A 23,142-nucleotide genomic window follows, 5' to 3' on the forward strand; every position below is an offset into this window, starting at 1 on the left:
CGCACGGTCCCACCGCGCGGGCGCGCGGAGGGCCCCCCGGGCGCGGCCGGAGGGGGCCCCCGGCGTAGCTCGGCTGCCCGTACCGGAACGGCTACGACCGGTGAGGCGGGCGCCGGGTCAGCGGTAGGCCGACCCGCCCCGCAGGCGGGCGCCGACGGCCACGTGCAGCGGCGCGAGGACGACGCCGTCGCGGGCCAGCCGGTCGCGCAGCTGCCGCCGGTGCCGCAGCACCCCGGCGAACCCGATCGCCCAGAACACGTACTGGACGGCGAAGGCGGCGCGGAAGGCGTCCAGCGAGTAGTCGGTCGAGCCGCCGGGGGTGAGCACGTCCAGGACCGCCCCGACGGCGAGGATGGTGAGCAGCGAGGCCACGAACCCCCCGACGTTCACCACGCCGCTGGCGCTGCCCTGCCGCTCGGCCGGGTTCCAGGTGCGGGCGAAGTCGAAGCCGATCATCGACCCCGGGCCGTTGGTGCCCAGGACGACGACCAGCAGCACCAGCAGCGGCAGCGGCGCCGGACCCGGCCACAGCAGGACGACGGTCCACGTCGCCGCCGTGAGCGCGAGGATCGAGAACACCAGCACCGACCGGCGCAGCGGCCAGCGCCCGCACAGCCGGCCCAGCAGCGGGCCGACGAGGATGCCGACCACGACGAGCAGGGTGAGCAGGCCGGCCGCCGTCGCGGGGCTGCGTCCCTCCCCCACCACGAGGAACGGGTAGCCCCACAGCAGCGCGAAGACGGTGCCGGAGAACTGGGTGACCAGGTGGGTGTAGAGGCCGATCCGGGTGCCCGGCTCCCGCCAGGTCAGCACCAGGCTGCGGCGCACCTCCGACAGGCCGGTGGGGGTGGCCAGCTGCGTGCCGGGCGGCGCGTCGCGCAGGGCGACGACGACGAGCACGGCGACGAGCACGCCGACGGCCGCGGCGCCGAGGAACGTGGTCTCCCACGACGTCGAGTGCAGCAGGGTCACCAGCGGGTAGGCGGCGACGATCTGCCCGAACTGGCCGAGCATGCCGGTCAGCTGGGTGATCAGCGGGACCGTGGGGCCGGGGAACCAGAAGCCGATCACCCGCAGCACGCTCACGAAGGTCATCGCGTCGCCGGCCCCGACCAGCACCCGCGCCGCGACGGCGGTCGGGACGTCGCCGGCGAGGGCGAGCAGCGCCTGGCCGGCGGCCATGGTCAGCGCGCCGGCCAGGATCAGCCGGCGCGAGCCGAACCGGTCGAGGGCGACACCGACGGGGACCTGCATGCCCGCGTAGACGACCAGTTGCAGCACGAGGAACAGCGAGACCGCCGAGGCGCCCGCGGAGAACCGCTCCTGCGCCTCCACCCCGGCGACACCGAGGGAGGCGCGGTGGAAGACGGCGACGGCGTACGCGGCCAGCGCCACCAGCCACACCGTGTAGGCGCGGGCCGTCGGGCGGGTGGCGGTCGGCGAGCTCACCCCAGGGACGACGTCCGGCCGGCCCGGAGGCTTCCGGCGCGGGGCCGTGAGATCCCTCACCACCACCGCCCCGCGGCCGGCCCGGGGGTCCCGCCACCGCCCTTGACCGGCCCCGATCCCGGCTCCTAGCTTGTGTGACCCAGGACACACCGGCGGTTGCGCCGGTCACTCCCGCTCCCGCGATCCCGGGCAGCCGGGTCGCGGGTCGCCCCCGGCCTCGACGAGGAGGACCCGACCCCATGACGCAGACCGCGCCCACCCCGCAGGAGACCGCTGCGGCCGACACCCCCACCCGCCGGGTGGACGTCGTCGTCATCGGCGCCGGCTTCTCCGGCATGTACATGCTCCACCGGCTGCGGCAGCTCGGCTGCTCGGTGCAGGTCTTCGAGGCCGGTGACGGCGTCGGCGGCACCTGGTACTGGAACCGCTACCCCGGCGCCCGTTGCGACATCAACAGCCTGGACTACTCCTACTCCTTCGATCCCGAGCTCGAGCAGGAGTGGCACTGGACGGAGAAGTACCCGACCCAGCCGGAGATCCTCCGCTACGCCGACCACGTGGCCGACCGGTACGACCTGCGCCGCGACATCCAGTTCCGGACCAGGGTCACCGAGACGGTCTGGGACGAGACCGCCGAGCGCTGGACGGTCCGCACCGACCAGGGCGACGAGGTCGCGGCCCGGTACCTGGTCCACGCCTCCGGGTGCCTGTCGATCTACAAGAAGCCGGAGGTCCCCGGACTGGAGAGCTTCCGCGGCGCCTGGTACCACACGGCCCGCTGGCCGCACGAGGGCGTGGACTTCACCGGGCAACGGGTGGGCGTGATCGGCACCGGCTCCTCGGCGATCCAGAGCATCCCGCTGATCGCCCAGCAGGCCGCCGACCTCTACGTCTTCCAGCGGACGCCCAACTTCGCCATCCCGGCCAACAACCACGACTTCCCGGCCGGTCAGCAGGAAGCGGTGAAGGCGCGCTACCGCGAGCACCGGGAGCAGGCCCGGATGTCGATGCTCGGCGTGCCGTACGAGATGCCGGACAAGTCCGCCCTCGAGGTGGACGAGGAGGAGCGGCGGCGCCGGTACGAGAACGCCTGGTCCAACCCGGAGAACATCCTCGCCGACATGTACCTGGCCTTCAACGACACGCTGGTGGACCAGGCGTCCAACGACACCGCCTCGGAGTTCGTCCGGGAGCGCATCCGCCAGATCGTCCGGGACCCCGACGTCGCCGAGACGCTGTGCCCCAAGGACTTCCCGATCTGCACCAAGCGGCTGTGCGTCGCCACCGACTACTACGAGACCTACAACCGCGACAACGTGCACCTGGTCGACCTGCGCAAGACCCCCCTCGTGGAGATCACGCCGAGTGGGATCCGGACGACGGAGCGGGAGTACCCCCTCGACGCCCTCGTGCTGGCCACCGGGTTCGACGCCCAGACGGGGGCGCTGACCTCGATCGACATCCGCGGTCGGGAGGGCCTGTCGCTGAAGGAGAAGTGGGCCGCGGGGCCCCGCAGCTACCTCGGCATCACCGTGGCCGGCTTCCCGAACATGTTCATCATCACCGGGCCCCAGAGCCCCTCGGTGTTCACGAACATGATGACGGCGATCGAGCAGCACGTGGAGTGGATCGCCGACTGCATCGCCCACCTGCGCGAGCGGGGCGTGCCCACCATCGAGCCCACGATCGAGGCCGAGAACGAGTGGGTGGCGCACAACGAGGAGGTCGGCAACGCCACCCTGTTCCCCACGGCGAACTCCTGGTACATGGGCTCGAACGTGGAGGGCAAGCCGCGGGTGTTCATGCCCTACATCGGCGGGCTCGGCCCCTACCGGCAGCGGTGTGACGAGGTGGCCGCCAAGGACTACGAGGGCTTCGTCCTCGCCGGGTGAGTGATCGACTCCCCTCCCGGACACGACTAACCGTGCACGTCGGCGGGCAGGAGGACCGCGTCCGCCGGGGCCAGCCGGCCCCGGCCGCACGAGACCGTCCGACGAGAGGAGCGCCTCCATGGCGTCCGTCATCCACTACGAGATCGCGACCGAGGCCGAGAAGTACGCCGACTTCCGCCGGGTCCTGTGGACCGGGAAGAACACCCAGCTGGTGATCATGACGATCCCGCCGGGCGGGGAGATCGGCGAGGAGGTCCACGAGGACATCGACCAGATCCTCACCTTCGTCAGCGGCACCGGTGAGGCGCGGATCGCGGGCAGCAAGAAGAAGGTGACGCAGGGCGACCTGGTCGTCGTGCCCGCCGGCACGAAGCACAACTTCGTGAACACCGGGCCCAACCCGCTGGTCCTCTACACGGTCTACGGCCCGCCGGAGCACGCCGACGGCGCGGTGCACAAGACCAAGGAGGAGGCCGACGAGCTCGAGGAGGCCGGCAAGGACGAGCCGCCGACCCAGTGAGGCCCGGGTGGGGGGGGGGGGCCCCCCCCCCCCCCCCCCCCCCCCCCCCCCCCCCCCCCCCGCCCCCCCCCCCCCCCCCCCCCCCCCACCCCCCCCCGCCCCCCCCCCCCCCACCCCACCCCCCCCCACAAAAAGTGGGGGGGGAACCCGACCCAGGGCTGGCCCCCCCCCCGGGCGGGGGGGGGCCCCACTGCCGTGTGTTCAGCGGGACGTCGGCGGGCGGTCCCCGCTGCGGGCCATGGGCACCCGCTCCACCAGGCCGGCGAGCCCGGCCAGCCCGCGGCTGACCGCCTCCCCGGCCGGCGCGAACCGCTCCGGCACCCGGCGGACGACGGCGTCGACGACGTCCCGGCTGCGGTCGAGCACCGACAGCGGCAGGGCCGACAGCGCGTTGCCCGGCGGCCTGCGGGAGACCGTGGGGTGCGCGCGGGTCGGCGAGATGCGCCGGGTGAACTCCCACTGCCGGCCCAGCCGCCGCAGCTGGTGGGGGTCGAGCTTCTCCTGGAGGCGGGGCAGCAGGAGGTCCTCCTCGTCACGGACGTCCTCGCGGAGCACCGCCACCAGCCGGGCCACCGTCACGGCGCGGCGGGGGTCGTCGTGGCCCATCGTCTCCAGCTCGGTCACCAGCTCGTTGACCTCCTGGTGCTCCTCCTCCACCCGCAGGGTGAGCGCGTCGCCGTCGGGGAGCACCCGGCGCAGGACCGGCCACAGCACGGTCTCCTCGGCGAACGCGTGGGCGAACACCAGGCGGTCGACACGGGTGAGCACCTCCTCCTGCGCCCGGCCGGTGGTGCCCTCCAGCTCCTGCAGCAGCCGGTCGAGCTCGACGTGGTCGCGGCGCTGGCGGGTCAGGACGCTGCCCGGGCCGCCGAGCTCCTCCACCGTCTGGTCGGCGATCGATCTGGCCACGGCTGGTTCCTCCGGGATCGTGCGGGGTCGGTGACGCCTCTACCTGCCCCCACCGGCCCGGCGGCATGCACGCTCAGCGGCCGGCCCACCACAGGGCGGCGGCCTCGGCGGGGGTCTTCCCGTCGAGGACGACCAGCCGGTTGAGCCGCACCAGGTCGGCGCGGTCCAGCCGGGCGCTCACGGCGTCCAGCGCCGTCGTCAGGTCCTCCCCGACACGGTCGACCACCGCGGTCCGCACGATCGGCACCACGTTCTCGTGCGGCTGCAGGCCGCGGTCGTCCTCGAGCAGGACCAGCGAGGTGCCGGCCAGGCGCGCGTCGGTCGTCTCCAGCATGCCGACGTCGATCGCCCCGGCCAGCAGCGCCTCCGCCGTCGCCGACCGGCTCGGCATGGGACGCACCTGGCCGAACTCCAGGCCGTAGACCTCGCGCAGGCCCGGCAGGCAGTAGCGCCGCTCCGGACACTCCGGCGGGCCGCCGAACACCAGCCCCGGGGCGAGCGGCAGCAGGTCGGAGATCCGGGCGAGGCCGTGCTCCTCGGCGAGGGCGGCCGGGACGACGAAGCCGTTCTGGTCCTCGGCGTCGGCAGCGGCCAGCACCGTGGCCCCGCGCTGCCCCATGACGCGGGCCAGCGCCGCCCGCAGGTGCTCGGGCGCGCGCGGCACCCCCGGGCCGCCCGGGTCGACGAACTCCAGCGCGGTGCCCAGGTAGTCGACGACGACGTCGACCACGCCCTGCTCCAGCGCCGGCAGCACCACCTCGCGGGTGCCGGTGCCGTGCTGCACCGACACGGACAGCCCGGCGCGGCGGACCGCCTCGGCGTAGACCTCGGCGAGGATCTGGTTCTCGGTGAAGTCGTAGGAGGCGAAGCGGACCGTCTCCTCCGCCGCCGGCGTCGGGGTGGCCGGCGCGGACCCGCACGCGGTCAGCAGCGCGAGCAGGAGGACGACGACCGCGGGGACCGCTCGGCGACACCGCATCGGGGGCTCCTCCCGCTGACGCGGGGCCACGCTAGCGGCGGACGGCGACGAACCCAATGGACCTCGGGCCCGGCGGGGAGCAGCATCGGGCGGCATGGCGTCGCCTCCCCGCGCCGTCCCGGAGGCCGACCCGGTGCAGCGCCCCGGCCCGCCGGGGATCCAGCGTGTCCGGCGGCGCCGCCGTCCCTCCGGTGAGCCGCCGCCGCTGCCCCGCCACCTCAACGCCTCCGGCCGCTGGTGGCTGGGCCTGTCGGCCGCGGTGTTCGTCGGGTGGTCGGTCGTGCTGCTCACCGACAGCGTGCCGCTGGTCGACCTCGTGGACACGCGGATCCTGCAGGCGATCGCGACGCTGCGCTCCCCCGGGCTCACCGACGTCGTCGAGGCCGCCGGAGTGCTCGCCACCCCGCCGGTGGTGCACGCGCTGTGGCTGACCAACCTGGCCGTGCTGCTGGTGTTCCGCCGCTGGCACCACCTGTTCACCTGGGTCGGCGTGGCCCTCGTCGTGGTGGACCTCGGCTCCCTGGCCACGCTGCTGCTCCGGCGTCCCCGACCGTTCGAGGTCGAGCTGCTCGGCACGTGGTCGGGCTACGCGATGCCCTCGCTGCCGGTGACGGTGCTCGCCGCCTTCCTGGTGAGCACCGTCTACGCGCTCGTGCCGGCCGGCCGGTACCGCACGATCGGCAAGTGGGTGGTGGTCGGCCTGCTCGCCGTCACCGTCGCCTCCCGGCTGTACCTCGCGCAGGACCATCCCAGCGGCATCGTGGCCGGGGTGGTGCTCGGCGTGGCCACGCCGCTGGCCGCGTTCCGCCTGATGACGCCGAACGACGTCCACCCGGTGCGGTACCGCCGCGGCCGCCCGGCGCACCTCGACGTCACCGGCGCGCGCGGCGAGGCGATCGTCCGGGCCCTGCAGGACCAGCTGGGCCTGCTGGCCACCGACGTGCAGCCGTTCCACCTGGAGGGCTCCGGGGGATCCACCCCGCTGCGGATCACCGTCAAGGCCGAGGACGGCGAGAGTTTCGTGTTCGGCAAGCTCTACGCCGCCACCCACGTCCGGTCCGACCGGTGGTTCAAGCTGGTGCGCACGCTGCTCTACGGCGGGCTGGAGGACGAGAAGCCCTTCCACAGCGTGCGCCGGCTGGTCCAGTACGAGGACTACGTGCTGCGGCTGTTCACCGACGCCGGGCTGCCCGTCCCGCAGCCGATGGGGATCGTGGAGATCACCCCCGAGCGCGAGTACCTGCTGGTGACCGAGTTCCTGCTCGGCGCGCAGGAGATCGGGGACGCCGAGGTCGACGAGGCGGTCATCGACCAGGGGCTGGCCGTGGTCCGGCGGATGTGGGACATCGGCGTGGCGCACCGCGACGTGAAGCCGGCCAACGTGCTGGTGCGCGAGGGCACGCTCTTCCTGATCGACTCGGCCTTCGCCGAGGTGCGGCCGAGCCCGTGGCGGCAGGCGGTGGACCTCGCGAACATGATGCTGGTCCTGGCGCTGCGCACCGACGCCGAGCGGGTGCACGCCCGGGCCCGGGTCCGCTTCTCCGACGAGGAGATCGCCGAGGCCTTCGCCGCCACCCGCGGGCTGACCATGCCCACCCAGCTGCGCCGCTGCCTGCGTGCCGACAGCCGGGACCTGCACGCCGACTTCCTCCGGCTGCTGCCCTACCGGCTGCCCCCGGTGGTGATGCAGCGGTGGACCTGGCGGCGGGCGGAGCTGTCCCTGCTGGCCCTGGTCGGGCTGCTGCTCGCCGCCCTGGTCGCCGTCGGTCTGCTGGACTCGCCGCTGTGAGCCGGGCCCGGCCGGCGGCGGCGGTGGCCGCCGCGCTCGCGCTGTCGCTGGGCGGGTGCGTGGCCCCGGTCAGCAGCTCCTTCGGCGCCGCTCCCGCCTGCTCGATCGGGGACGACGCCAAGGCGGCCAACGGCGTGCTGCTCATGGCCCAGGCCGTGCCGACGGCGTCCCGGGTGCCCTGCGTCCAGGGCCTGCCGCTCGGCTGGCACTTCGCCGGGCTGGACGCCCGCGACGGCGCGGCGAGCTTCTGGCTGGACTCCGACCGCGACGGGGCGCGGGCCATCGAGGTGCGGCTGACCGCGGAGTGCGACACCGACGGCGCGACGGAGATCCCCAGCGACCGCGACGGCATGCGGCGGCTGGAGCGGGTCACCGCCGTCACCCCGCAGTACCGCGGCTCGCGCTTCTACCTGTTCACCGGCGGGTGCCTGACGCTGGTCTTCACCCTGTCCGGCGACAACCGGGGCGAGCCGCTGGCGCTGGCCACCCAGGCCATCGGCGTCCTGCGCCGCGCCCAGCTCGACGCCCAGGTGCGGGCGGAGACCGGCGGACGGCTGGGTCTGGACCCGCCCGCGGCCGGGGACCCGCCGTGAGCCGGCCCCCCTGGCGGCGCGCGCTGGCGCCGGTCCTCTCCCTGGCCCTGGCCGCTGCCGTCCTGACCTGGTTCCTGCCGCAGTTCACCAGCATGTCCGCGGTGTGGGCGTCGGTGCGCGACATGAGCGGGGCCGAGATCGCGCTGCTGGCGGCGGCCACCGTCTGGAACCTGCTCACCTACCAGTTCGTCGTCGTCGCGAGCATGCCCGGGCTGACCCTGCGGCAGGCGACGGTCGCCACCCTCTCGACGACGGCGGTGGCCAACACCGTGGTCGCCGGCGGCGCGATCGCGATGGGCCTGACCTACGCGATGAACTCCTCGTGGGGCTTCTCCCGCTCCCGGACGTCGGTGTCGCTGCTGGTGTCGGGGCTGTGGAACAACTTCGCCAAGCTGGCGCTGCCGGTGCTCGCGCTCAGCCTGCTGGCGCTGGGCGGGCAGCCGAGCTCGGGCCGGGTGCTGGCGGGGGCGGCGGGGCTGGCCGGCCTGGTCGTCGCCGTCGTCCTGCTGGGGCTGCTGCTGCGCAGCCGGGAGGGTGCTGCCCGGATCGGCACCGGCGCCGGGCGGGTGGCCTCCGCGGTGCTGCGGCCCTTCGGCCGCCCGCCCGTGCAGGGATGGGACGCCGCGACGACCAAGTTCCGCGACCGGACGGCGCTGCTGCTGCGGGCCCGCTGGCACTGGCTCACCGCGGCGACCCTGCTCAGCCACCTCTCGCTGTTCCTCGTGCTGCTGATCGCCCTGCGCGCCGTGGGGGTCGACGCCGCGCAGGTCTCCGTGGTGGAGGCGCTGGCGGTGTTCGCCTTCGCCCGGCTGCTCACCGCGATCCCGTTCACCCCCGGCGGGCTCGGCGTGGTCGAGGTGGCGCTGATCGCCGGCCTGGCCGCGGGGGGCGGGGACCGGTCGCTGGTGGCCGCCGCCGTCCTGGTCTACCGGGTGCTGACCTACGTGCTGCCGATCCCGCTGGGGCTGGGCACCTACCTGTTCTGGCGGCACAACCGGTCGTGGCGGCGCCCGCCCAACACCGCGCCGCGGACCGCGCTGGTCCCCGAGACCGTCTGACGAGCGAGCAGTCTCCTGGCGTGGTTGAGTGGCTGCGGTCACACTGCAGCCCCTGAGCCGAGGAGCCGGCCATGACCGATGCCGCCAGCGCGCGACCGCCCGAGGACCGCACCACCGACGGGCCGGACCAGGACCCCGGAGAAGCCGCGATCGGCCTGGACATGGTGCTGGTCGACAGCGCCCGCGGTCCGCTGCGCCGGATGATCCCCCCGGCCCGCACGTCGCTGCGCCTCGGCCGGGCGCTGGCCGGGCAGCCGCGGTCCGTCGCCCGCCGCGCCGGCGGCCTGGCCAAGGACCTCGGCAAGGTCGTCGTGGGCACCTCCGACATCGCGCCCTCGCCCAAGGACAAGCGCTTCGCCGACCCGGCGTGGCAGGGCAACGGGCTCATGCGCCGGGCGATGCAGGCACACATCGTCGCCGCCCGCACCGCCATGGGCCTGCTGGAGGACGCCGACCTCGACTGGCGGGACGACGAGCGCCTCCGCTTCACCTTGACCAACGTGGTCGACGCCCTCGCCCCCAGCAACACCCCGCTGAACCCGCTGCTGTGGAAGGCGGTCATCGACACCGGCGGCCGCAGCGCGGTGAGCGGGCTGCGCCGGATGGTCAACGACCTGCTGTCCCCGCCCCGCGTACCGACGATGGTGGAGGAGGACGCGTTCACCGTCGGCGAGGACCTCGCGGTCACGCCCGGCGCGGTGGTGCTGCGCACCCCGGTGTTCGAGCTCATCCAGTACCGGCCCACCACCGAGACGGTGCGCGAGGTGCCACTGGTGATCGTCCCGCCGACGATCAACAAGTACTACATCACCGACCTCGCCCCTAACCGCAGCATCGTCGAGCACTACGTCGCCTCGGGCCAGCAGGTCTTCATGATGTCGTGGCGCAACCCCGACGAGCGGCACGCCGACTGGGGCCTGGACACCTACGGCCAGGCCGTCCTCGACGCGATGGAGGCCGCCGAGAAGATCACCGGCAGCGACCGGACGGCCCTGCAGGGCTTCTGCTCCGGCGGCATCATCCTGGCGATGGTGCTGGCCCACCTGGCCGCGACCGGCGCCCAGCACCGCGTGGCCGCCTCCAGCTACGCCGTCGCCGTCCTCGACTGGTCCCGGGCGGGCACGATCGGCGCCCTCATGGACGAGGAGGGGGCGCGGGAGGCGACGGAGAAGTCGCGGAAGAAGGGCTACCTGGACGGCGCCTCGCTGGCCGAGGTCTTCGCCTGGATGCGGCCCAACGACCTGGTCTGGAACTACTGGGTCAACAACTACCTGCAGGGCAACCCGCCGCCGGCCTTCGACATCCTCTACTGGAACTCCGACACCACCCGCATGAGCGCGGCGCTGCACCGGGACTTCATCGACGTCGCCCTCGGCAACAAGCTCGCCCAGCCGGGGGCCGCGACGATGCTGGGCTCGCCGGTGGACCTGTCCAAGGTCGAGGTCGACGCCTACGTCACCGCCGGCATCGCCGACCACATCTGCCCGTGGCAGTCCTGCTACCGGACGACGCAGCTGCTCGGTGGGCGCAGCCGCTTCATCCTCTCCACCAGCGGCCACATCGCCTCGCTGGTCAACCCGCCGACCAACCCGAAGGCCTCCTTCCAGGTCGCCCCCGAGACCCCCGCCGACGCCGAGCGGTGGCTGGAGCTGGCGGAGAAGCAGAAGGGCTCCTGGTGGCCGGACTTCACGGCCTGGCTGGCCGAGCGGACCGGCGGCGAGGTCCCCGCACCGACGTCGCTGGGCACCGACGAGCTGCCGCCGCTCGCGGAGGCGCCGGGCACGTATGTCTTCGACAAGTAGCACCCCGGGCGCGTCTCGTCCGGGCGGGTTCCGCCCGGGCGAGACCGTCCGGAACCTCACCGTCGCGGGGCGCACCCTCCGGGTGTCGGTCCGCGCCGGGCACGACCCCTCCGTGCCACCCCTGCTGCTGCTGAACGGGATCGGCGCGAGCCTGGAGGTCCTCCAGCCCTTCGTCGACGTCCTCGACCCGCGGCGGACCGTCATCCGCTTCGACGTCCCGGGCGTGGGCGGCTCCCCGCGGCCGGTGGTGCCCTACGTGCTGGCCACCTTCAGCCCCGTGGTGGTGGCCCTGCTCAACCGCCTGGGCCACACCGACCCGGTCGACGTCCTGGGGTTGTCCTGGGGCGGCGGGCTGGCCCAGCACTTCGCCGTCCAGCACCGGCGCCGCGTGCGGCGGCTGGTGCTCGCCGCCACCGGCACCGGCACGCTCATGGTGCCCGGGCACCCGCGGGTGCTGGCCCGGATGCTCACCCCGCGCCGGCACCGGGACCCCGCCTACACCCGCGCGGTGGCCGGCACGATCTACGGCGGCACCGTCCGCGACGACCCCGCCATGGCCGCCCGGGTGCTGCACGCGGCCAGCCGGCTGGGCCCGCGGCGCGGCTACTACTACCAGCTGGCCGCCAGCGCCGGCTGGAGCAGCCTGCCGTTCCTGCGGCTGATCCGGCAGCCCACGCTCGTGGTCGCGGGGGACGACGACCCGATCGTGCCGGTGGTCAACGCGCGGATCATGGCGCGGCTGATCCCCGACGCGACGCTGCACGTCTACCGCGGCGGCCACCTGGCGCTGATCACCGAGGCCCGCGAGCTCGCGCCGGTGGTGGAGCGCTTCCTGGACTGACCCGCGCTCCCGGCTCCCGGCGGCTGCCGGCCGCCGGGAGCCGATCGTCGGTCAAGGGGTCAGCGCGGACCGGTCGACGGCGGTCACCAGGTGGCAGCCGGTCGACCCGAACGGCGTGACCTGGAACCCCATCTCCGCGAGGACGCCGGCGATCGCGGCGTTCATCGTCCGCTGCACCGCCGCGTCCGCCTCGGCGCCGCGGACCTGCTGCAGGCTCATCCGGTCGTGCTGCCGCCAGCTGACCAGGACGCCCCGGCGGCCCGGGTCGGGCGTCAGGCAGACGCCGCCGGCCGCACCGCTGCCCGCCGGGCCGCGGTCCGCGCAGTCGTGCAGCGGCAGGCCGGCCTCGACGACGGCCGCGGCCACCTCCACCAGGAGCGTGGTCAGGGCGTCGGTGTCCGACAGCAGGTCGTCCCAGTCCTCGGGCAGCCGGTCCATCTGGGTGCTGAGCTGGGCCAGCCAGGCGCGCTCCTGCGGCGACTGCCGGCGCACGACCGCGCCGTCGGCGCGGGGGACGCCGTAGACCGCCCGCACGGACTCCGCCAGCCCGCCGGACAGTGCGGCCCAGTCCGCCTCGATCCGGTCCGGGAACGGGCCGGCCAGGATGCGCGCGCCGGGCTCGTCCGCGGACTCGTCGACCAGCCACCAGCCCGACGGGCGGTCGATGCCCTTCCCCGCGGGGTGGGTGGACCCGACCCGTTCGCGGCGCCGCTGCCGGACCGGCGTCGCGGCGGTGCGTCCCGTGCTGCCGCCCGAGCTCGCGGCCGGCCGCGCGGCGGCACGGTCGCCGCCGGTCGCCTGCGCCGCACCGCCGGCGACCGGAGCGGGCTGCGCCTGCTTCTGCACCCGGTTCCGCTCGAACTCGTAGCGCGCGGTGGACCTCGTCCCCAGCGCGATGACCAGCCCCGCCAGCGCGAGGAAGCCCAGCGCGGTCACTGCCGGCCACACGAACATCACGCCACCTCTCTGCACTGTGCGGGGGTCGCCGGACGGGCGGCGGACCGGGTCGTCATCGATCGGGAGGGAGAGCGCTCACCAGGCACGCCAGGCTCCCTGCGGTCCGGCGCCCCAGTTGGCCGCGCGCTGCACCCAGTCCTCCAGCTGCGCGCGCAGGGCGGCGCGGCGCGCGCCGCGCACGTGCGGCACGTGCACCCGCGGCCCGGCGGGCGGCTCGGACACGAGCATGTCCATCAGCAGGGTCAGCCCGTCGTCGGCCGGGGACTGATCCCCGGCGGTCGGGAAATGGGGAACGAGAACAGCGGGCGCGCTCACGCAGGGTCTCCTCGGTACGTCCTGTCCGCGGCTGGGGAAGTGCCGTGGACAGGCGGAATACTGCGCCCTACGCGGCCCTGACCTGGCGCTTCGACCGGGCCCGGGGAGCCCCCGTCACTGAATCGTTGCCCAGGCCAGGGCCGGCGGACGGTGACCCACCGTTGTGACCGGTGCCATGTCGACTTCCCTCCGGGCCGGGAGCGTGCGCGGGCGGTCACCGGCCCGTGGTCACTCCGCGGCGCCTGGGACACCCCGGCATGTCGCGCGGGGACGTGTGCGGGCACGCCGACGACCGGCCGGCCGCAGGCGCCGGGCCGGTCGGAGGAGCGGGTCAGCCGAGCAGGGCGAGGACGCCGCGCGCGGACTGGTTCGCCTGCGCCAGCATCGCGGCGCCGGCCTGGGAGAGGACCTGCGCGCGGGTCAGCCGCACGGTCTCCGCGGCCGTGTCGGTGTCCCGGATCCGCGCCAGCGACGCCGTCGTGTTCTCCATCGACACACCCAGGTGGGCGACGACGTGCTCCAACCGGTTCTGCACGGCGCCCAGGCGCGTACGCAGCGTGGACACCGCCGTGATGGCCGTGTCGATCGCGGCGATCGGCGGCGGGGGCTGGCGGTGGACGGGGGTGGCGGCGAGCAGTTCCGCCCCGGTCGCGTCGTCGGCGGGCACGGGGCCGCGGAAGACGACGGCGACACCGGAGTCCACGTACCCGTACTCCCCGGCGCTGGTGAGCCGGGTCTCCTCGAACGCGTCGGGGCGGGTGGTGATGCCGGCGGCCAGCGCTGCGGCGTTCAGCTGGGCCAGCGCCTCGTCGCCGTCCACGGTGCCGTCGCCGTCGGTGTCGGCGTACCCCACGGCGCTGAGGTCGAGGGTCCGGCCGCCCGCCGAGACGCTGCCCCGGAGCGCCGGGATGCCGGCAGCGGTGCCGGGGAAGGCAACGAGGCCCGCCGTGGCGGGGTCGCCCGTGCGTGCCTCGACGACCACCACGTCGGGGGCGGGCGCCCCGCTGAACGCAGGAGTGGCCGCGGCCAGTTCCGCGGTCGTCGCGTCGTCGGCGGGGACCGGGCCGCGGAAGACCAGGTCGTCGCCGTCGTCCAGGAACGGGTCGGGACGGTGGGTGATGCCGGCGGCCTGCGCCGCGGCGTTGAGCTGGTCCACCGCCTCGCGGTCGCTGACCACGCCGTCGCCGTCGATGTCGGACAGCGCGTCGAGGTCGACGGTGCTGCCGCCGAGGGTGACGGTCCCGCTGAGCCCGCTGACGCCGCCGGGCCCGGCGGTCGCCCCCACGAAGACCAGCAGGCCGGCCCGCGGCTCGTCGCTCCGGCCCCGGGCCGCGACGGTGGTCACGGCCTGGCCGCCGAGCACGGTGACGTCCACCCCGGCGAGGCCGAGCGCGGCGGTGTCCAGGGCGGTGTCGATGACGACGTCGATGGTGTCGCGGGAGTCGGCGCCCACCTGGAAGGTGCGGGCGTAGGTGCCGTCGAGCAGCGGGATCCCGTTGAAGGCGGTGACGTCGGCGATGCGGGTGAGCTCGGCCTTGAGCTGGGCGATCTCCGCCTGGACGGCGACGGTCACGTCGCGGCCGGCCGCACCGGTGTTGGCCGCTCCCACCGCCAGGTCGCGCATGCGCTGCAGGATCGCCGTGCTGCTGCCCAGCGCCGCCTCGGCGGTCTGGAGGACGTCGACCGCGTCCCGCGCGTTGCGCCGGCCCTGCGTCATCCCGCGGAGCTGCCAGCGCAACTGCTCGGAGACCGCCAGGCCGGCGGCGTCGTCGGCGGCCCGGTTGATCCGGTAGCCGGAGGACAGCCGCTCGAGCGATGTGCGCACCGCGGCGCCGGCGGCCGCGATGTGCCGGGAGGCGGTCATCGCCGTGGTGCCGGTGGCGACGCCGAGCCCCACAGCACCCCCTCGACCGGACTGCACCTCTCCCGCGGACAACGGCTGGTCGGAGGCGGTTGTCAACCCGAACACCGGAACGCGATCGATCGGGCACGCCCGCCCGGCTAGCCTCGGTCGGTGCTCTCTGCCACCGGTGTGCGCCGGTGACCGCCTCGGGAGCCGTGCTCGGCTTCGGTGTCGTCGCGCTGCTGCTGACGATCACCCCCGGCCTCGACACCGCGCTCGTCCTGCGGGCCGCGATCACCCGGGGCCGAGGGGACGCGTTCGCGACGGCGCTGGGCGTCATCGGCGGCGTGGTCACCTGGGGCGTGGCGGCCGCGGTCGGGGTGTCGGCCCTCGTGACCGCCTCCACCGTCGCCTACGACGTCCTCCGCCTCGCCGGTGCGGCGTACATGCTGTGGCTCGGCGGGCGCATCCTCTGGCGCCTCCTCCGCCGGCACGGGGAGTTCCCGGACGGCGCCGGCCCGGCCGGAGCCGTGGGGGCCTGGCGGTCGGCCCGCGCCGGCCTGCTGACCAACCTGCTCAACCCGAAGGTGGGCGCCTTCTACGTCGCGGCGCTCCCGCAGTTCCTCCCACCCGGCAGCTCGGCGCTCGGCATGGGCCTGCTGCTCGCGGCCGTGCACGCGGCGCTCAGCCTGGTCTGGTTCACCCTCCTGATCACCGGTGCCCGGGCGATGCGGCGCTGGCTGCAGCGCCCGCGGGTCAGCCGCAGCGTGGAGGGCGCCACCGGGATCGCCCTGATCGGCTTCGGTCTCCGGCTGGCCCTGCCCAGCCGCTGACCGGACGCGGCGGAGGGCCCTCAGCGATGCGTCCCGCCGCTACGCTCGTCCGGTCACCGCCGTCCGGCGGGAAGGACTGTCATGACGTCGGCAACCGGCACCCCGGCGCCCCCTCGGCTCCTGCGGGAGAGCGGCGCGCTCCTCCTCGGCGGGTTCCTCTTCGCCACGGCCGTGACGGTGCTGTTCCATCCCGGCGGGGACGAGGACGTCCACGAGGTGATCTTCGCGAAGTACGCCGCGAGCGCCTCCTGGGAGTGGGTCCACCTCGCCCAGTTCATCGGGGTGCTCGCCGCCCTCGCCGGGTTGATCGTCCTGCACCTGGTGCTGAGGTCGCAGGCGCCCCGGCTGGCGGTGTTCGCCGCCGGGCTGACCGTGGCCACGGCCGCGGTCTGGGCGGTCCTGCAGGCCGTGGACGGGATCACCCTCAAGCAGGCCGTCGACGCGTGGGTCGCCGCCGACGATCCCGACCGCGCCGTCCGCTTCGCCGACGCGGAGGTCGTGCGGTGGACCGAGTGGGGCGCGCAGAGCTACTTCCGCCTCTTGCTGGGGGCGGCCCTCGTCCTGTCCGGGGCGGCGGTCCTCGCCACGCGCATGCTGCCCGGCTGGCTGGGCTGGACGGCCGTCCTCGCCGGCCTCCTGTCGGTGGTCGTCGGGGTCGACGTGAGCTACAGCGGCCTCGACAGCGGGCTCCAGCGGATCGCCGTGCCGGCGTTCCAGGTCCTCGTGCTGGTGTTCGCGGTCGGCGTCGTCACGACCGCCGCCCGCGGGCGGTGGACGGCGACACCGCAGACCTAGGTCGACGCAGGCACGTCCCCGCCGGTGTGAGCGAACGCCTCTCCGGACGACCCGGCACCAGCACGACAGAGCCCCGGCTCGCCACCTCGCGTGGCTGGTCGGGGATCGACCCGCGCCGTGCCCGACACGATCGGGACCTCAGTCCGCCGCCACGCTCGCGGCCTCGTCGTCGTCCACCGCCGGGACGTCGCCCCAGAGGCGGGCCGCGGTGAACAGCACGCCGACGATCAGCACCACTGCCACCCCCGCCAGGGCCAGCCACACCTGCAGCAGGTCCATCACCACGGTCGTCCCCCTCGGCTCTCGGTCCCGGAACGGGATGATCGCGTGCCGCCGCGGCCAGGGGCAGGTCGGTGGGGACGGGCACCACTCGACAGGGGGACGACGACCCCGTGGCATCACACCGGCCCACCCGGCATGACGCACGGATGAGCCCCGCTCCGCCGGCGCCGTGACGGGGCACAGGCGGGACAGCCACCCGAGCCACGAAGACCCAAGCCAGAGCGGTGGGCCCGTGGGGATCGAACCCACAACCCGCGGATTAATAGGGCGCAGGTAGGGCGTACGCCACCGTCCGCCGTTGTCTGTTTGCCCTGGTCAGGCGGGTCCGCTGTCAGTCCAGGACCCCCGCGAACGGTCGCGAACGCTGCGAGCTGGCCACCCTCGAGGCACCAGATCAAGCCTCGGCTGACGACTACGAAACGCATCCGAGTAGAAACGGAACGGCCCCGCCGGTGCTCGCAACACCGGAACGGGGCCTTGATCCCTCGCCATCCTCAGAAAGGCAAGAGACCCATGAGCAACGCTACCGACACCCCCGCCGCCGACCGCCGCTCGATGACCCCGACGGCTGGTGGCTGCCCGTCCTGGTTCATCGGAGGCCACGAGTGGCAGCGCGACGGCGACACCCACTACCGCCACCACATCAGCCGACCGATGAGCGACGACGACACCCCGTGGTTGGTCATGGTGACCTCGTACGACCTGTGGACCGGACCGCACTGCTCCCGTTCGACGCTGAGGTCATCGTGGAGATCGAGGACGGTCCGCTGACGCTGCAGCAGCACGCGCGGTTCATGGCGGACCAGATGAAGGCCCACGAGATCGCCTTGGGCTGACGTTCAACTAGTGCGCCCCGCCGTCGTGATGATCGGCGGGGCGCAGTAGTTGAACGAGCGAGTTGCCTCAGTTACGAGAGGATTCGCGCCCTCGACCGCGGACTCTGATCCGCTTCGTGGACGTTGAAGGCGGCCCTGACGCGCCCGGCAGGGTAGACGTTCACCGAGCCTTCGCCGTCCGTCTCGTCCACCTCGACGTAGCACCACCCGTCGGCGAACAGGACATGGCTGTTCTGGAAGGTGACAGGTTCACCGGCGCCGACTTGGTCGACCTCGAGGCGACCGACCTTGTTCCACTCGCCGGGCTTGATCTTGCGGAAGTCCATGCCAGGCGCGGTAACCATGGCCGGCGCGCTCTACACGTCCCACCGGGAGTCGGCCACGCCGTCGTCAGAGAGCGCAGTCTGCCCGGCGCTAGTCGCCCTCGGATGCAGCCGAAGCACCGAACTGGGCAAGCAGCGAGAGCACGGTCACCGGCCGCTCAACGTCCATGACCTCCACGTCCTCGGGCAGCTCGTTGACGAGATCACGTAGCGCCCCGAGCGCCTGCACCAACAGGTGCGCCTGAGCCATCACCAGGTTCTCCTGATGCTCGGCAAGGCGACCACGGGCGAACATCAGCGACTCCTCCCACCCACCGCCCGATTCCACGGCGTCGGCCAGGAGGGTGGTCAGGGCGATCGCGTCCCGGACGCTCTGCGCCAGATCTCCAGACACCCGGCGACCCTAGCCAACTGCCTGGGAAGCGCCGATCACGAACAGGTCAGGCAGCGGCCCGTCGAGACTGTTGCCTCTCCGCCGGCAGCAGCCCGCCCCAGATGCCGTCGTTCTCCCGGGCGGCGATGGCGTAGGCGGCGCAGGCCTCGCGGACGGGGCAGCGGTAGCAGTCGGCGATGGCCTCTTGGGTCATGTCGTCGTCCATCTGCTTCGGGTCCGGCCACCAGGCTTCGGGATCACTGGTCCGGCACGGGACAGTGCCGGCTTCCTCGAGTTCGGCGGCCAGCCTCAGCCACTCGTCCAGCGCCCGCTTCGGGATTGCGTACGCAGCGTTGATCCCCGCTCCACTCTCCGCCATGACCCCTATTACGTCACGGATTTATTCACAGCGGTGGATGAGGCTTGCAAAGGTGACACCACGACCCGCCCAAGGGAGTGAAGAGACGTGACCGACCCGCGCCCCGTCCAGCGCTCGGCGGGCAAACTCGCGGGTGATCTTCACGGCGACGACGGCGCTTCCGTACGAGCACCTTGATCGAGCCACAGCCGGGCTGCGCGCGATGCTGCGCGTCCCGTTGCTCGCAGATGACATCGCACTCCCGGACTGGTCCACGCTGCAGGCGAACGGCCCCGTCGCCAGGATCGACAGTAAGGGCCGGGCCTGGTACGAGTACGCGGCGACTGTGAAGAGCTACCAGGTCGAGAGTGACGCCGCGCCGTCATAGCTCGATGCAAGTCCGGCACTTCGCGGTGGCGGGCCGAGAGGTGGACATGCCAGGGACCCCTTACGGCGCGATGAAGCAGTTGGAACGAGGATGGATTCCATGGCGGTCGAGGCTGACTTTCTTCCCGCTGTCATAGCCGTGAACTCCGCCTGCTTGATCGCCACGGCGGTGGACTGGAGGCGAGCCGTCGGCGAGACGGAAGACGAGAGACTCAAGCATGAGAACAGCAGAGAGGTGGCAAGCCTCTGGTGTACCGCCTCGGGCGTCATACTCTTCTCGCTCTTCATGATGTCCGGCCTGCTTGATTGGCGGCATGGCTGGCTCGAGTTCGCCACAATCGGGATTACCCTAGTCGCTACTACTCTCGTGCTCACGTTTACTGGCAGCCTATTCCTTCCCGAATCGATCGGCTCGTGGGTTCAATATTTGGACGATGTCAATCAACTCGAAGGAACCGCGCGTTTCGCTAGGACCCGTCGACTCTGGCGCGATTATTGGCGGTGGCTTCGTCGGCCACCTGGAAGCACACATGACGGTTCTCGCGACCGGGATTGAGTGGAGTCCCCGCGCGAGACGGGCGACGCGTCTAGTTAGCCGTTGAGCTGGGACCCGGGCGCTACTACACACAGCGACCCCCTGAGAGCCGTTCTAAGGGCTTCCAGGGGGTCGCTGCTGTCAGGGGCGGCGACCTAAAAGTTCCACTCCCAGCCACCCTCTGCTGCCGACGGCTTGTAGACGATCGTTCCAGTCGTACCGGGCACATCGAGGACAACCGTGCCGACATACTGCTGGCTCGGCCCGAGCTCATCAGTCGTGAACTGCTCACTCGATGGCAGGCACGCATAGGCGGAAACGGAGTAGATGTTGGAGCGCGTGATCCCGTCCGGCCCGATGTAGGAGAAATCCTGCTCGTCAACCGCGAAGTAGCCCAAGGGGGACAGGTCGCTCCCGGTAGACACCCGGAGGCGCAGGCCCACGATGTGCCCATTCTCGGGCTCGTAGTCGTAGTACGGCTCCGTGCACGGCAAGTCGACGACAATCTCGTCCACCGCCCAACTGACCATGTCTTCGCCGGTGTCCGGATGACCGAAACCGCCGGCCTCGCCTAGTCCCTTGACCAAGTTCCCCCGGGCGTTGCGCTCCGGGGTCGGAGGCGCCGGAGCCGTGGTTGTCGGTGCCGCGCTCGTCGTCGGAGGGAGCGTTAGACGAGCCTTCGTCGTCGCCGCCGACTCAACGCCGCCACAGGCAGACAGGGCCATAACTGCCGCAGCAGTCGCCATCACCAGGGCCCTGTGTTTCATGAATCTCCCCGTCGGTAGGTACATCGGGAAGACGCTGCGTGACCGCTTCACCTGAGTCAAGGACGCCTCGCACAGCGTGACCGCATTGGGCTCAACGAGGCCCCGCCCACCCCAGTGACCTCGTGAGACGCATAGACAGATGCAGAAGAAAGGTCAGTCGGGCACCTGCACGCGCTCCGGTGAAACGCATGGCGCCCGACGGGCAGGGGCGTCTGGTTCGAGTGGACCGCGACCGTGGGAGCGGTCGAACGGGCCGCCGCCCCATGAACGCGGAGCGCTGCCCCCAGGTGACCGTCAGCGCAAAAAGGTCAGCTGCGCTGTGGGGAACGGTGGTGAACTCACCGTAGGGGCGCGCTTGCGGGCAGCTCCCGCAGGCCCGACCCAACGCCTACGGTGATGAGGCCACACACGGGGGAAACCGCACCCGGAAGGGCGCTCGCCATGAAGCGACTTGCGCTGCTTCTCTGTACGCCACTGCTGATTTTCGCGATGACACTTCCAGCGAGTGCCCAAAGTCCACAATTTCGAGACCCCAAGGCCGTACTCAACGACTCCACCCTGGAGGTGACCTTCACCGAGGTCGGGCTCGAGCCCAGCCAAGTGGTCTCCTACAACGTGTTCGTGGATCTGACGATCGTGCATGTCTGTGCCAACAGGGGCGGAGCCGTCCCGTCCGCAAGCAATAAGACCACGGTTAACGAGTTCGGCGCCGGCTCAGGCGCTGACGTCTTCGCCGATGAGTTAGGCCGGATAGCGGTGTCGGAAACGTTCGGTCCCCGTGCGGCGCGTTCCCCCGACTGCCCGTCCGGGCAGACGCAGGAGGTCGCCTCGGTCACCTACTCCAACATCATCATCCGCGACCTGACGAACAACATCGAGACGACCCTTCCGGGACCCTTGACCTCGGGCTGCTTGCTCCCGGACGTGCGCGGCGCCTGCTAATTCCGCTTGCCCCCCCGCCAGTTTGGCGGGGGGTGGCCTAGCCACTCGTCGGCGATCAGTTGACACAGCAGCCTGGGATCAGATTGCTAGCTGTCCCGCCTCACGGGCACCCTTACCAGAACCGCTCCCTCGCGGTGACACGCCGCTGCTGGACCTGCTGCTGCAGCAGCTGGACGACGTCCAGACCGCCCGGCCAGCCGAACTCCCGGCACCAATCCAGACGAGCGCGCGTCCAGAGCGTTTCGGCTTCCTGCCGACACCCATCCTCGAAAGACAGCCGAACCGGCCCTACGGGGCGCCCTGGCAGCCGATTGCGGTACATCTCCGGGTCATAGCCAGACGGATCCACAAGCGGCAGCCAGTCGGCCGGATCGAAAGCCAGCAGTCGCGCCGGCGGCTCAACCACGGCCCGCCTCAGTCGGCGCCTCACGCCACACCACCGACGCCATACACGCCCCGCACACCCATCCGCCGCTGCGGACGCCGCTCCCCGCCCTCGTCCTCACCAGCAGGCAGCCGCAAAGCCGCCTGCAACCGAGCCAGAGTGATCCGCTGCTGCCGCGCCTCCACCAACGCCGGATGAGCCCGCTCACCCTGAGACGACCCCAGAAGGACACCGTCAGCGGCGACACGGGCCTCGAGGGCATCCAGCGTGTCGACGGTGCGAACCATCTCCCGGAGCAGCAGAAGCTCGTGCTCCTCCAACTCGTACTCAGCGAGCACAGTCCGCCACAACTTCGCACCCGCCGGCCCAGTGCCGGGCGGGGTCTTCGGCTTGGTCATCAGTCCTCACAGAGAGTCGTTGGAAGGGGCGATGGATTCGGACCCCCAAAACGGAAAGAAGCACTGGCGGGTCCGTCAGGGGGGTTGCCATCGGTTTCACCCCCCGGGGTCGCGCTCTGACCTGCGGAAATGCTGAGGTGAGACGGTGTCGGCGCTGGTCGACTGTCGCAGTGAAAGGGCCGCGGCATCTCGGTCGACCATGGCTCCCGGGGCGGTCCTCATGGCGCGCTCACCCTGGGTGACTTTGACGCCGGCACCGTCTCGGTCATTGGGTCAGCCCCGCTCGGCTGCGGCCTCGCGGCTGGCGTACAGCTCGGCCAGCTCGGCGCTCACGCGGTCGGTGGCGAAGCGGCCGGCAGCATCGAGGATGAGGTCGACCAGGGCCGCGGGCTCGACTTCGGTGCTGTTGCCGGGTGGCATCGGGCCAAGGGGCGCCTGTCCGATCCGCATACGCGCGCGGCTGATTTCCTGCCGCAGGCTGGAGTGGCGCCGTAGCGCGGTCCAGTAGTCGGCCACGGCGAGCACCCGGGGATCGGCGGCGAGGGCTTCACGGAGGCGCCGGGCGGCTTCCTGCGCCCCCGCCTCCAGCTCGCCCGGGGTGGTGGGCTCTGCGAACTCACCGGGCAGCTCAAGCCGCCGAGCGGATCGCCGCCGGCTCCGAATGGCAGGACAACGACCTCGTGTTCTGCCAGGAGAACGGGCGTCCGCTTGAGCCTCGCGGAGACCATCGGGCCTGGCGGGCACTACTGGCTGATGCTGGCGTTCGATCGGCTCGGTTGCACGACGCCCGACACACCGCGGCTTCGATGCTGCTGCAGCAGGGCGTGCCGGCGCGAGTGGCGATGGAAATCCTCGGCCACTCGCAGATCAACCTGACTCTCGGCACCTACTCCCACGTCGTCCCGGAACTCGCAGAGGACGCCGCTCGACGCATGGGAGAGGCACTATGGGGCTGACTGGCCACCACAGCGGCACCAGAAG

26 protein-coding genes are annotated in these 23,142 nt (G+C 72.5%); 13 read left to right on the top strand and 13 right to left on the bottom strand.

The window, feature by feature from the left end:
• Positions 1–117 precede the first annotated feature (117 nt).
• A complete protein-coding gene (locus tag ACI784_RS15140; protein ID WP_457014001.1) occupies positions 118–1,449 on the bottom strand; it encodes an MFS transporter in 1,332 nt (443 codons plus the stop codon).
• A gap of 239 nt (positions 1,450–1,688) precedes the next feature.
• Between ACI784_RS15140 and ACI784_RS15145 the strand changes: the two genes are divergently transcribed.
• Together ACI784_RS15145 and ACI784_RS15150 are read left to right on the top strand one after the other, a co-directional pair.
• Positions 1,689–3,341, top strand: coding sequence for a flavin-containing monooxygenase (locus tag ACI784_RS15145; protein WP_457014002.1), 1,653 nt, complete (start codon positions 1,689–1,691; stop codon positions 3,339–3,341).
• 118 nt (positions 3,342–3,459) lie between these two features.
• A complete protein-coding gene (locus ACI784_RS15150) occupies positions 3,460–3,861 on the top strand; it encodes a cupin domain-containing protein (RefSeq protein WP_456925012.1) in 402 nt (133 codons plus the stop codon).
• Between the two features lie 201 nt (positions 3,862–4,062).
• On the opposite strand, the gene ACI784_RS15155 is transcribed toward ACI784_RS15150, so the two are convergent.
• Both ACI784_RS15155 and ACI784_RS15160 read right to left on the bottom strand, forming a co-directional pair.
• Positions 4,063–4,770, bottom strand: coding sequence for a hemerythrin domain-containing protein (locus ACI784_RS15155; protein WP_456922459.1), 708 nt, complete (start codon positions 4,768–4,770; stop codon positions 4,063–4,065).
• A 73-nt stretch (positions 4,771–4,843) separates the two neighbouring features.
• A complete protein-coding gene (locus ACI784_RS15160) occupies positions 4,844–5,749 on the bottom strand; it encodes an ABC transporter substrate-binding protein (RefSeq protein WP_457014003.1) in 906 nt (301 codons plus the stop codon).
• 94 nt (positions 5,750–5,843) lie between these two features.
• Here ACI784_RS15160 and ACI784_RS15165 point away from each other — a divergent pair, with 94 nt between their 5' ends.
• The 5 genes from ACI784_RS15165 (at position 5,844) to phaZ (ending at position 11,832) form a co-directional block, all read left to right on the top strand.
• Positions 5,844–7,538 carry a lipopolysaccharide kinase InaA family protein gene (locus ACI784_RS15165; RefSeq protein WP_457014004.1) on the top strand — a complete coding sequence of 565 codons (1,695 nt, stop codon included), beginning with the start codon at positions 5,844–5,846 and terminating at the stop codon, positions 7,536–7,538.
• The gene (locus ACI784_RS15170) at positions 7,535–8,131 is read left to right on the top strand and encodes a hypothetical protein (protein ID WP_456922456.1); all 597 of its coding nucleotides are present in this window, start codon (positions 7,535–7,537) and stop codon (positions 8,129–8,131) included. Before ACI784_RS15165 ends, ACI784_RS15170 begins: the two co-directional genes overlap by 4 nt.
• Entirely contained in the window at positions 8,128–9,189 is a 1,062-nt protein-coding gene (locus ACI784_RS15175; protein WP_457014005.1) for a lysylphosphatidylglycerol synthase transmembrane domain-containing protein, read from the top strand. The genes ACI784_RS15170 and ACI784_RS15175 overlap by 4 nt, the downstream gene beginning before the upstream one ends.
• Before the next feature lie 71 nt (positions 9,190–9,260).
• Positions 9,261–10,991, top strand: coding sequence for a PHA/PHB synthase family protein (locus ACI784_RS15180; RefSeq protein WP_457014006.1), 1,731 nt, complete (start codon positions 9,261–9,263; stop codon positions 10,989–10,991).
• Positions 10,975–11,832 carry a poly(3-hydroxyalkanoate) depolymerase gene (gene phaZ / locus ACI784_RS15185; RefSeq protein WP_457014007.1) on the top strand — a complete coding sequence of 286 codons (858 nt, stop codon included), beginning with the start codon at positions 10,975–10,977 and terminating at the stop codon, positions 11,830–11,832. Before ACI784_RS15180 ends, phaZ begins: the two co-directional genes overlap by 17 nt.
• Positions 11,833–11,883: 51 nt before the next feature.
• On the opposite strand, the gene ACI784_RS15190 is transcribed toward phaZ, so the two are convergent.
• The 3 genes from ACI784_RS15190 to ACI784_RS15200 all read right to left on the bottom strand — a co-directional run bounded on the left by ACI784_RS15190 (position 11,884) and on the right by ACI784_RS15200 (position 15,001).
• Entirely contained in the window at positions 11,884–12,786 is a 903-nt protein-coding gene (locus ACI784_RS15190) for a hypothetical protein (protein ID WP_457014008.1), read from the bottom strand.
• Between the two features lie 78 nt (positions 12,787–12,864).
• Positions 12,865–13,104: a hypothetical protein gene (locus ACI784_RS15195; RefSeq protein WP_456922451.1), complete on the bottom strand. Its 240-nt coding sequence runs from the start codon at positions 13,102–13,104 to the stop codon at positions 12,865–12,867.
• A gap of 331 nt (positions 13,105–13,435) precedes the next feature.
• Positions 13,436–15,001 carry a flagellin N-terminal helical domain-containing protein gene (locus ACI784_RS15200; protein WP_457014009.1) on the bottom strand — a complete coding sequence of 522 codons (1,566 nt, stop codon included), beginning with the start codon at positions 14,999–15,001 and terminating at the stop codon, positions 13,436–13,438.
• Between the two features lie 143 nt (positions 15,002–15,144).
• Here ACI784_RS15200 and ACI784_RS15205 point away from each other — a divergent pair, with 143 nt between their 5' ends.
• Together ACI784_RS15205 and ACI784_RS15210 are read left to right on the top strand one after the other, a co-directional pair.
• A complete protein-coding gene (locus tag ACI784_RS15205; RefSeq protein ID WP_457014010.1) occupies positions 15,145–15,780 on the top strand; it encodes a LysE family translocator in 636 nt (211 codons plus the stop codon).
• Between the two features lie 81 nt (positions 15,781–15,861).
• Positions 15,862–16,575, top strand: coding sequence for a DUF4386 family protein (locus ACI784_RS15210; protein WP_457014011.1), 714 nt, complete (start codon positions 15,862–15,864; stop codon positions 16,573–16,575).
• A gap of 138 nt (positions 16,576–16,713) precedes the next feature.
• On the opposite strand, the gene ACI784_RS15215 is transcribed toward ACI784_RS15210, so the two are convergent.
• Complete coding sequence (locus ACI784_RS15215; protein ID WP_456922447.1) at positions 16,714–16,854, bottom strand: hypothetical protein; 141 nt, start codon at positions 16,852–16,854, stop codon at positions 16,714–16,716.
• A 707-nt stretch (positions 16,855–17,561) separates the two neighbouring features.
• On the opposite strand from ACI784_RS15215, the gene ACI784_RS15220 reads away from it, so the two are divergent.
• On the top strand, positions 17,562–17,693 hold the full coding sequence (locus ACI784_RS15220) for a hypothetical protein (protein ID WP_457014012.1): 132 nt from the start codon (positions 17,562–17,564) through the stop codon (positions 17,691–17,693).
• A gap of 71 nt (positions 17,694–17,764) precedes the next feature.
• Here the strand turns inward: ACI784_RS15220 and ACI784_RS15225 are convergent, their stop codons facing one another.
• The 3 genes from ACI784_RS15225 to ACI784_RS15235 all read right to left on the bottom strand — a co-directional run bounded on the left by ACI784_RS15225 (position 17,765) and on the right by ACI784_RS15235 (position 18,768).
• A complete protein-coding gene (locus ACI784_RS15225; RefSeq protein ID WP_457014013.1) occupies positions 17,765–18,019 on the bottom strand; it encodes a hypothetical protein in 255 nt (84 codons plus the stop codon).
• 88 nt (positions 18,020–18,107) lie between these two features.
• The gene (locus tag ACI784_RS15230; RefSeq protein ID WP_457014014.1) at positions 18,108–18,410 is read right to left on the bottom strand and encodes a hypothetical protein; all 303 of its coding nucleotides are present in this window, start codon (positions 18,408–18,410) and stop codon (positions 18,108–18,110) included.
• A gap of 46 nt (positions 18,411–18,456) precedes the next feature.
• Positions 18,457–18,768: a WhiB family transcriptional regulator gene (locus ACI784_RS15235; protein ID WP_457014015.1), complete on the bottom strand. Its 312-nt coding sequence runs from the start codon at positions 18,766–18,768 to the stop codon at positions 18,457–18,459.
• Positions 18,769–18,901: 133 nt separating this feature from the next.
• Here ACI784_RS15235 and ACI784_RS15240 point away from each other — a divergent pair, with 133 nt between their 5' ends.
• The gene (locus tag ACI784_RS15240) at positions 18,902–19,135 is read left to right on the top strand and encodes a hypothetical protein (protein WP_457014016.1); all 234 of its coding nucleotides are present in this window, start codon (positions 18,902–18,904) and stop codon (positions 19,133–19,135) included.
• Between the two features lie 689 nt (positions 19,136–19,824).
• Here ACI784_RS15240 and ACI784_RS15245 read toward each other — a convergent pair.
• Positions 19,825–20,460: a hypothetical protein gene (locus ACI784_RS15245; RefSeq protein ID WP_457014017.1), complete on the bottom strand. Its 636-nt coding sequence runs from the start codon at positions 20,458–20,460 to the stop codon at positions 19,825–19,827.
• 540 nt (positions 20,461–21,000) lie between these two features.
• On the opposite strand from ACI784_RS15245, the gene ACI784_RS15250 reads away from it, so the two are divergent.
• Positions 21,001–21,378, top strand: a complete 378-nt coding sequence (locus ACI784_RS15250) for a hypothetical protein (protein WP_457014018.1) — start codon at positions 21,001–21,003, stop codon at positions 21,376–21,378.
• A 426-nt stretch (positions 21,379–21,804) separates the two neighbouring features.
• On the opposite strand, the gene ACI784_RS15255 is transcribed toward ACI784_RS15250, so the two are convergent.
• Together ACI784_RS15255 and ACI784_RS15260 are read right to left on the bottom strand one after the other, a co-directional pair.
• Positions 21,805–22,161 (bottom strand): hypothetical protein, encoded by a 357-nt coding sequence (locus ACI784_RS15255; protein WP_457014019.1) that lies wholly within the window; start codon positions 22,159–22,161, stop codon positions 21,805–21,807.
• Between the two features lie 273 nt (positions 22,162–22,434).
• Positions 22,435–22,677 (bottom strand): hypothetical protein, encoded by a 243-nt coding sequence (locus ACI784_RS15260; RefSeq protein ID WP_457014020.1) that lies wholly within the window; start codon positions 22,675–22,677, stop codon positions 22,435–22,437.
• Positions 22,678–22,769: 92 nt separating this feature from the next.
• On the opposite strand from ACI784_RS15260, the gene ACI784_RS15265 reads away from it, so the two are divergent.
• Positions 22,770–23,117 carry a tyrosine-type recombinase/integrase gene (locus ACI784_RS15265; protein ID WP_457014042.1) on the top strand — a complete coding sequence of 116 codons (348 nt, stop codon included), beginning with the start codon at positions 22,770–22,772 and terminating at the stop codon, positions 23,115–23,117.
• Positions 23,118–23,142 lie beyond the last annotated feature (25 nt).

It is taken from the genome of Geodermatophilus sp. SYSU D01186, assembly GCF_054050215.1.

Excerpts from the sequence above, each read along its gene's own strand:
- ACI784_RS15190 (WP_457014008.1), bottom strand. The coding sequence starts at position 12,786 with ATGTTCGTGTGGCCGGCAGTGACCGCGCTGGGCTTCCTCGCGCTGGCG.
- ACI784_RS15215 (WP_456922447.1), bottom strand. The coding sequence starts at position 16,854 with ATGGACCTGCTGCAGGTGTGGCTGGCCCTGGCGGGGGTGGCAGTGGTG.
- ACI784_RS15235 (WP_457014015.1), bottom strand. The coding sequence starts at position 18,768 with ATGGCGGAGAGTGGAGCGGGGATCAACGCTGCGTACGCAATCCCGAAG.
- ACI784_RS15245 (WP_457014017.1), bottom strand. The coding sequence starts at position 20,460 with ATGTACCTACCGACGGGGAGATTCATGAAACACAGGGCCCTGGTGATG.
- ACI784_RS15225 (WP_457014013.1), bottom strand. The coding sequence starts at position 18,019 with ATGGACTTCCGCAAGATCAAGCCCGGCGAGTGGAACAAGGTCGGTCGC.
- ACI784_RS15180 (WP_457014006.1), top strand. The coding sequence starts at position 9,261 with ATGACCGATGCCGCCAGCGCGCGACCGCCCGAGGACCGCACCACCGAC.
- phaZ (WP_457014007.1), top strand. The coding sequence starts at position 10,975 with ATGTCTTCGACAAGTAGCACCCCGGGCGCGTCTCGTCCGGGCGGGTTC.
- ACI784_RS15160 (WP_457014003.1), bottom strand. The coding sequence starts at position 5,749 with ATGCGGTGTCGCCGAGCGGTCCCCGCGGTCGTCGTCCTCCTGCTCGCG.
- ACI784_RS15150 (WP_456925012.1), top strand. The coding sequence starts at position 3,460 with ATGGCGTCCGTCATCCACTACGAGATCGCGACCGAGGCCGAGAAGTAC.
- ACI784_RS15145 (WP_457014002.1), top strand. The coding sequence starts at position 1,689 with ATGACGCAGACCGCGCCCACCCCGCAGGAGACCGCTGCGGCCGACACC.
- ACI784_RS15210 (WP_457014011.1), top strand. The coding sequence starts at position 15,862 with ATGACGTCGGCAACCGGCACCCCGGCGCCCCCTCGGCTCCTGCGGGAG.
- ACI784_RS15255 (WP_457014019.1), bottom strand. The coding sequence starts at position 22,161 with ATGACCAAGCCGAAGACCCCGCCCGGCACTGGGCCGGCGGGTGCGAAG.
- ACI784_RS15165 (WP_457014004.1), top strand. The coding sequence starts at position 5,844 with ATGGCGTCGCCTCCCCGCGCCGTCCCGGAGGCCGACCCGGTGCAGCGC.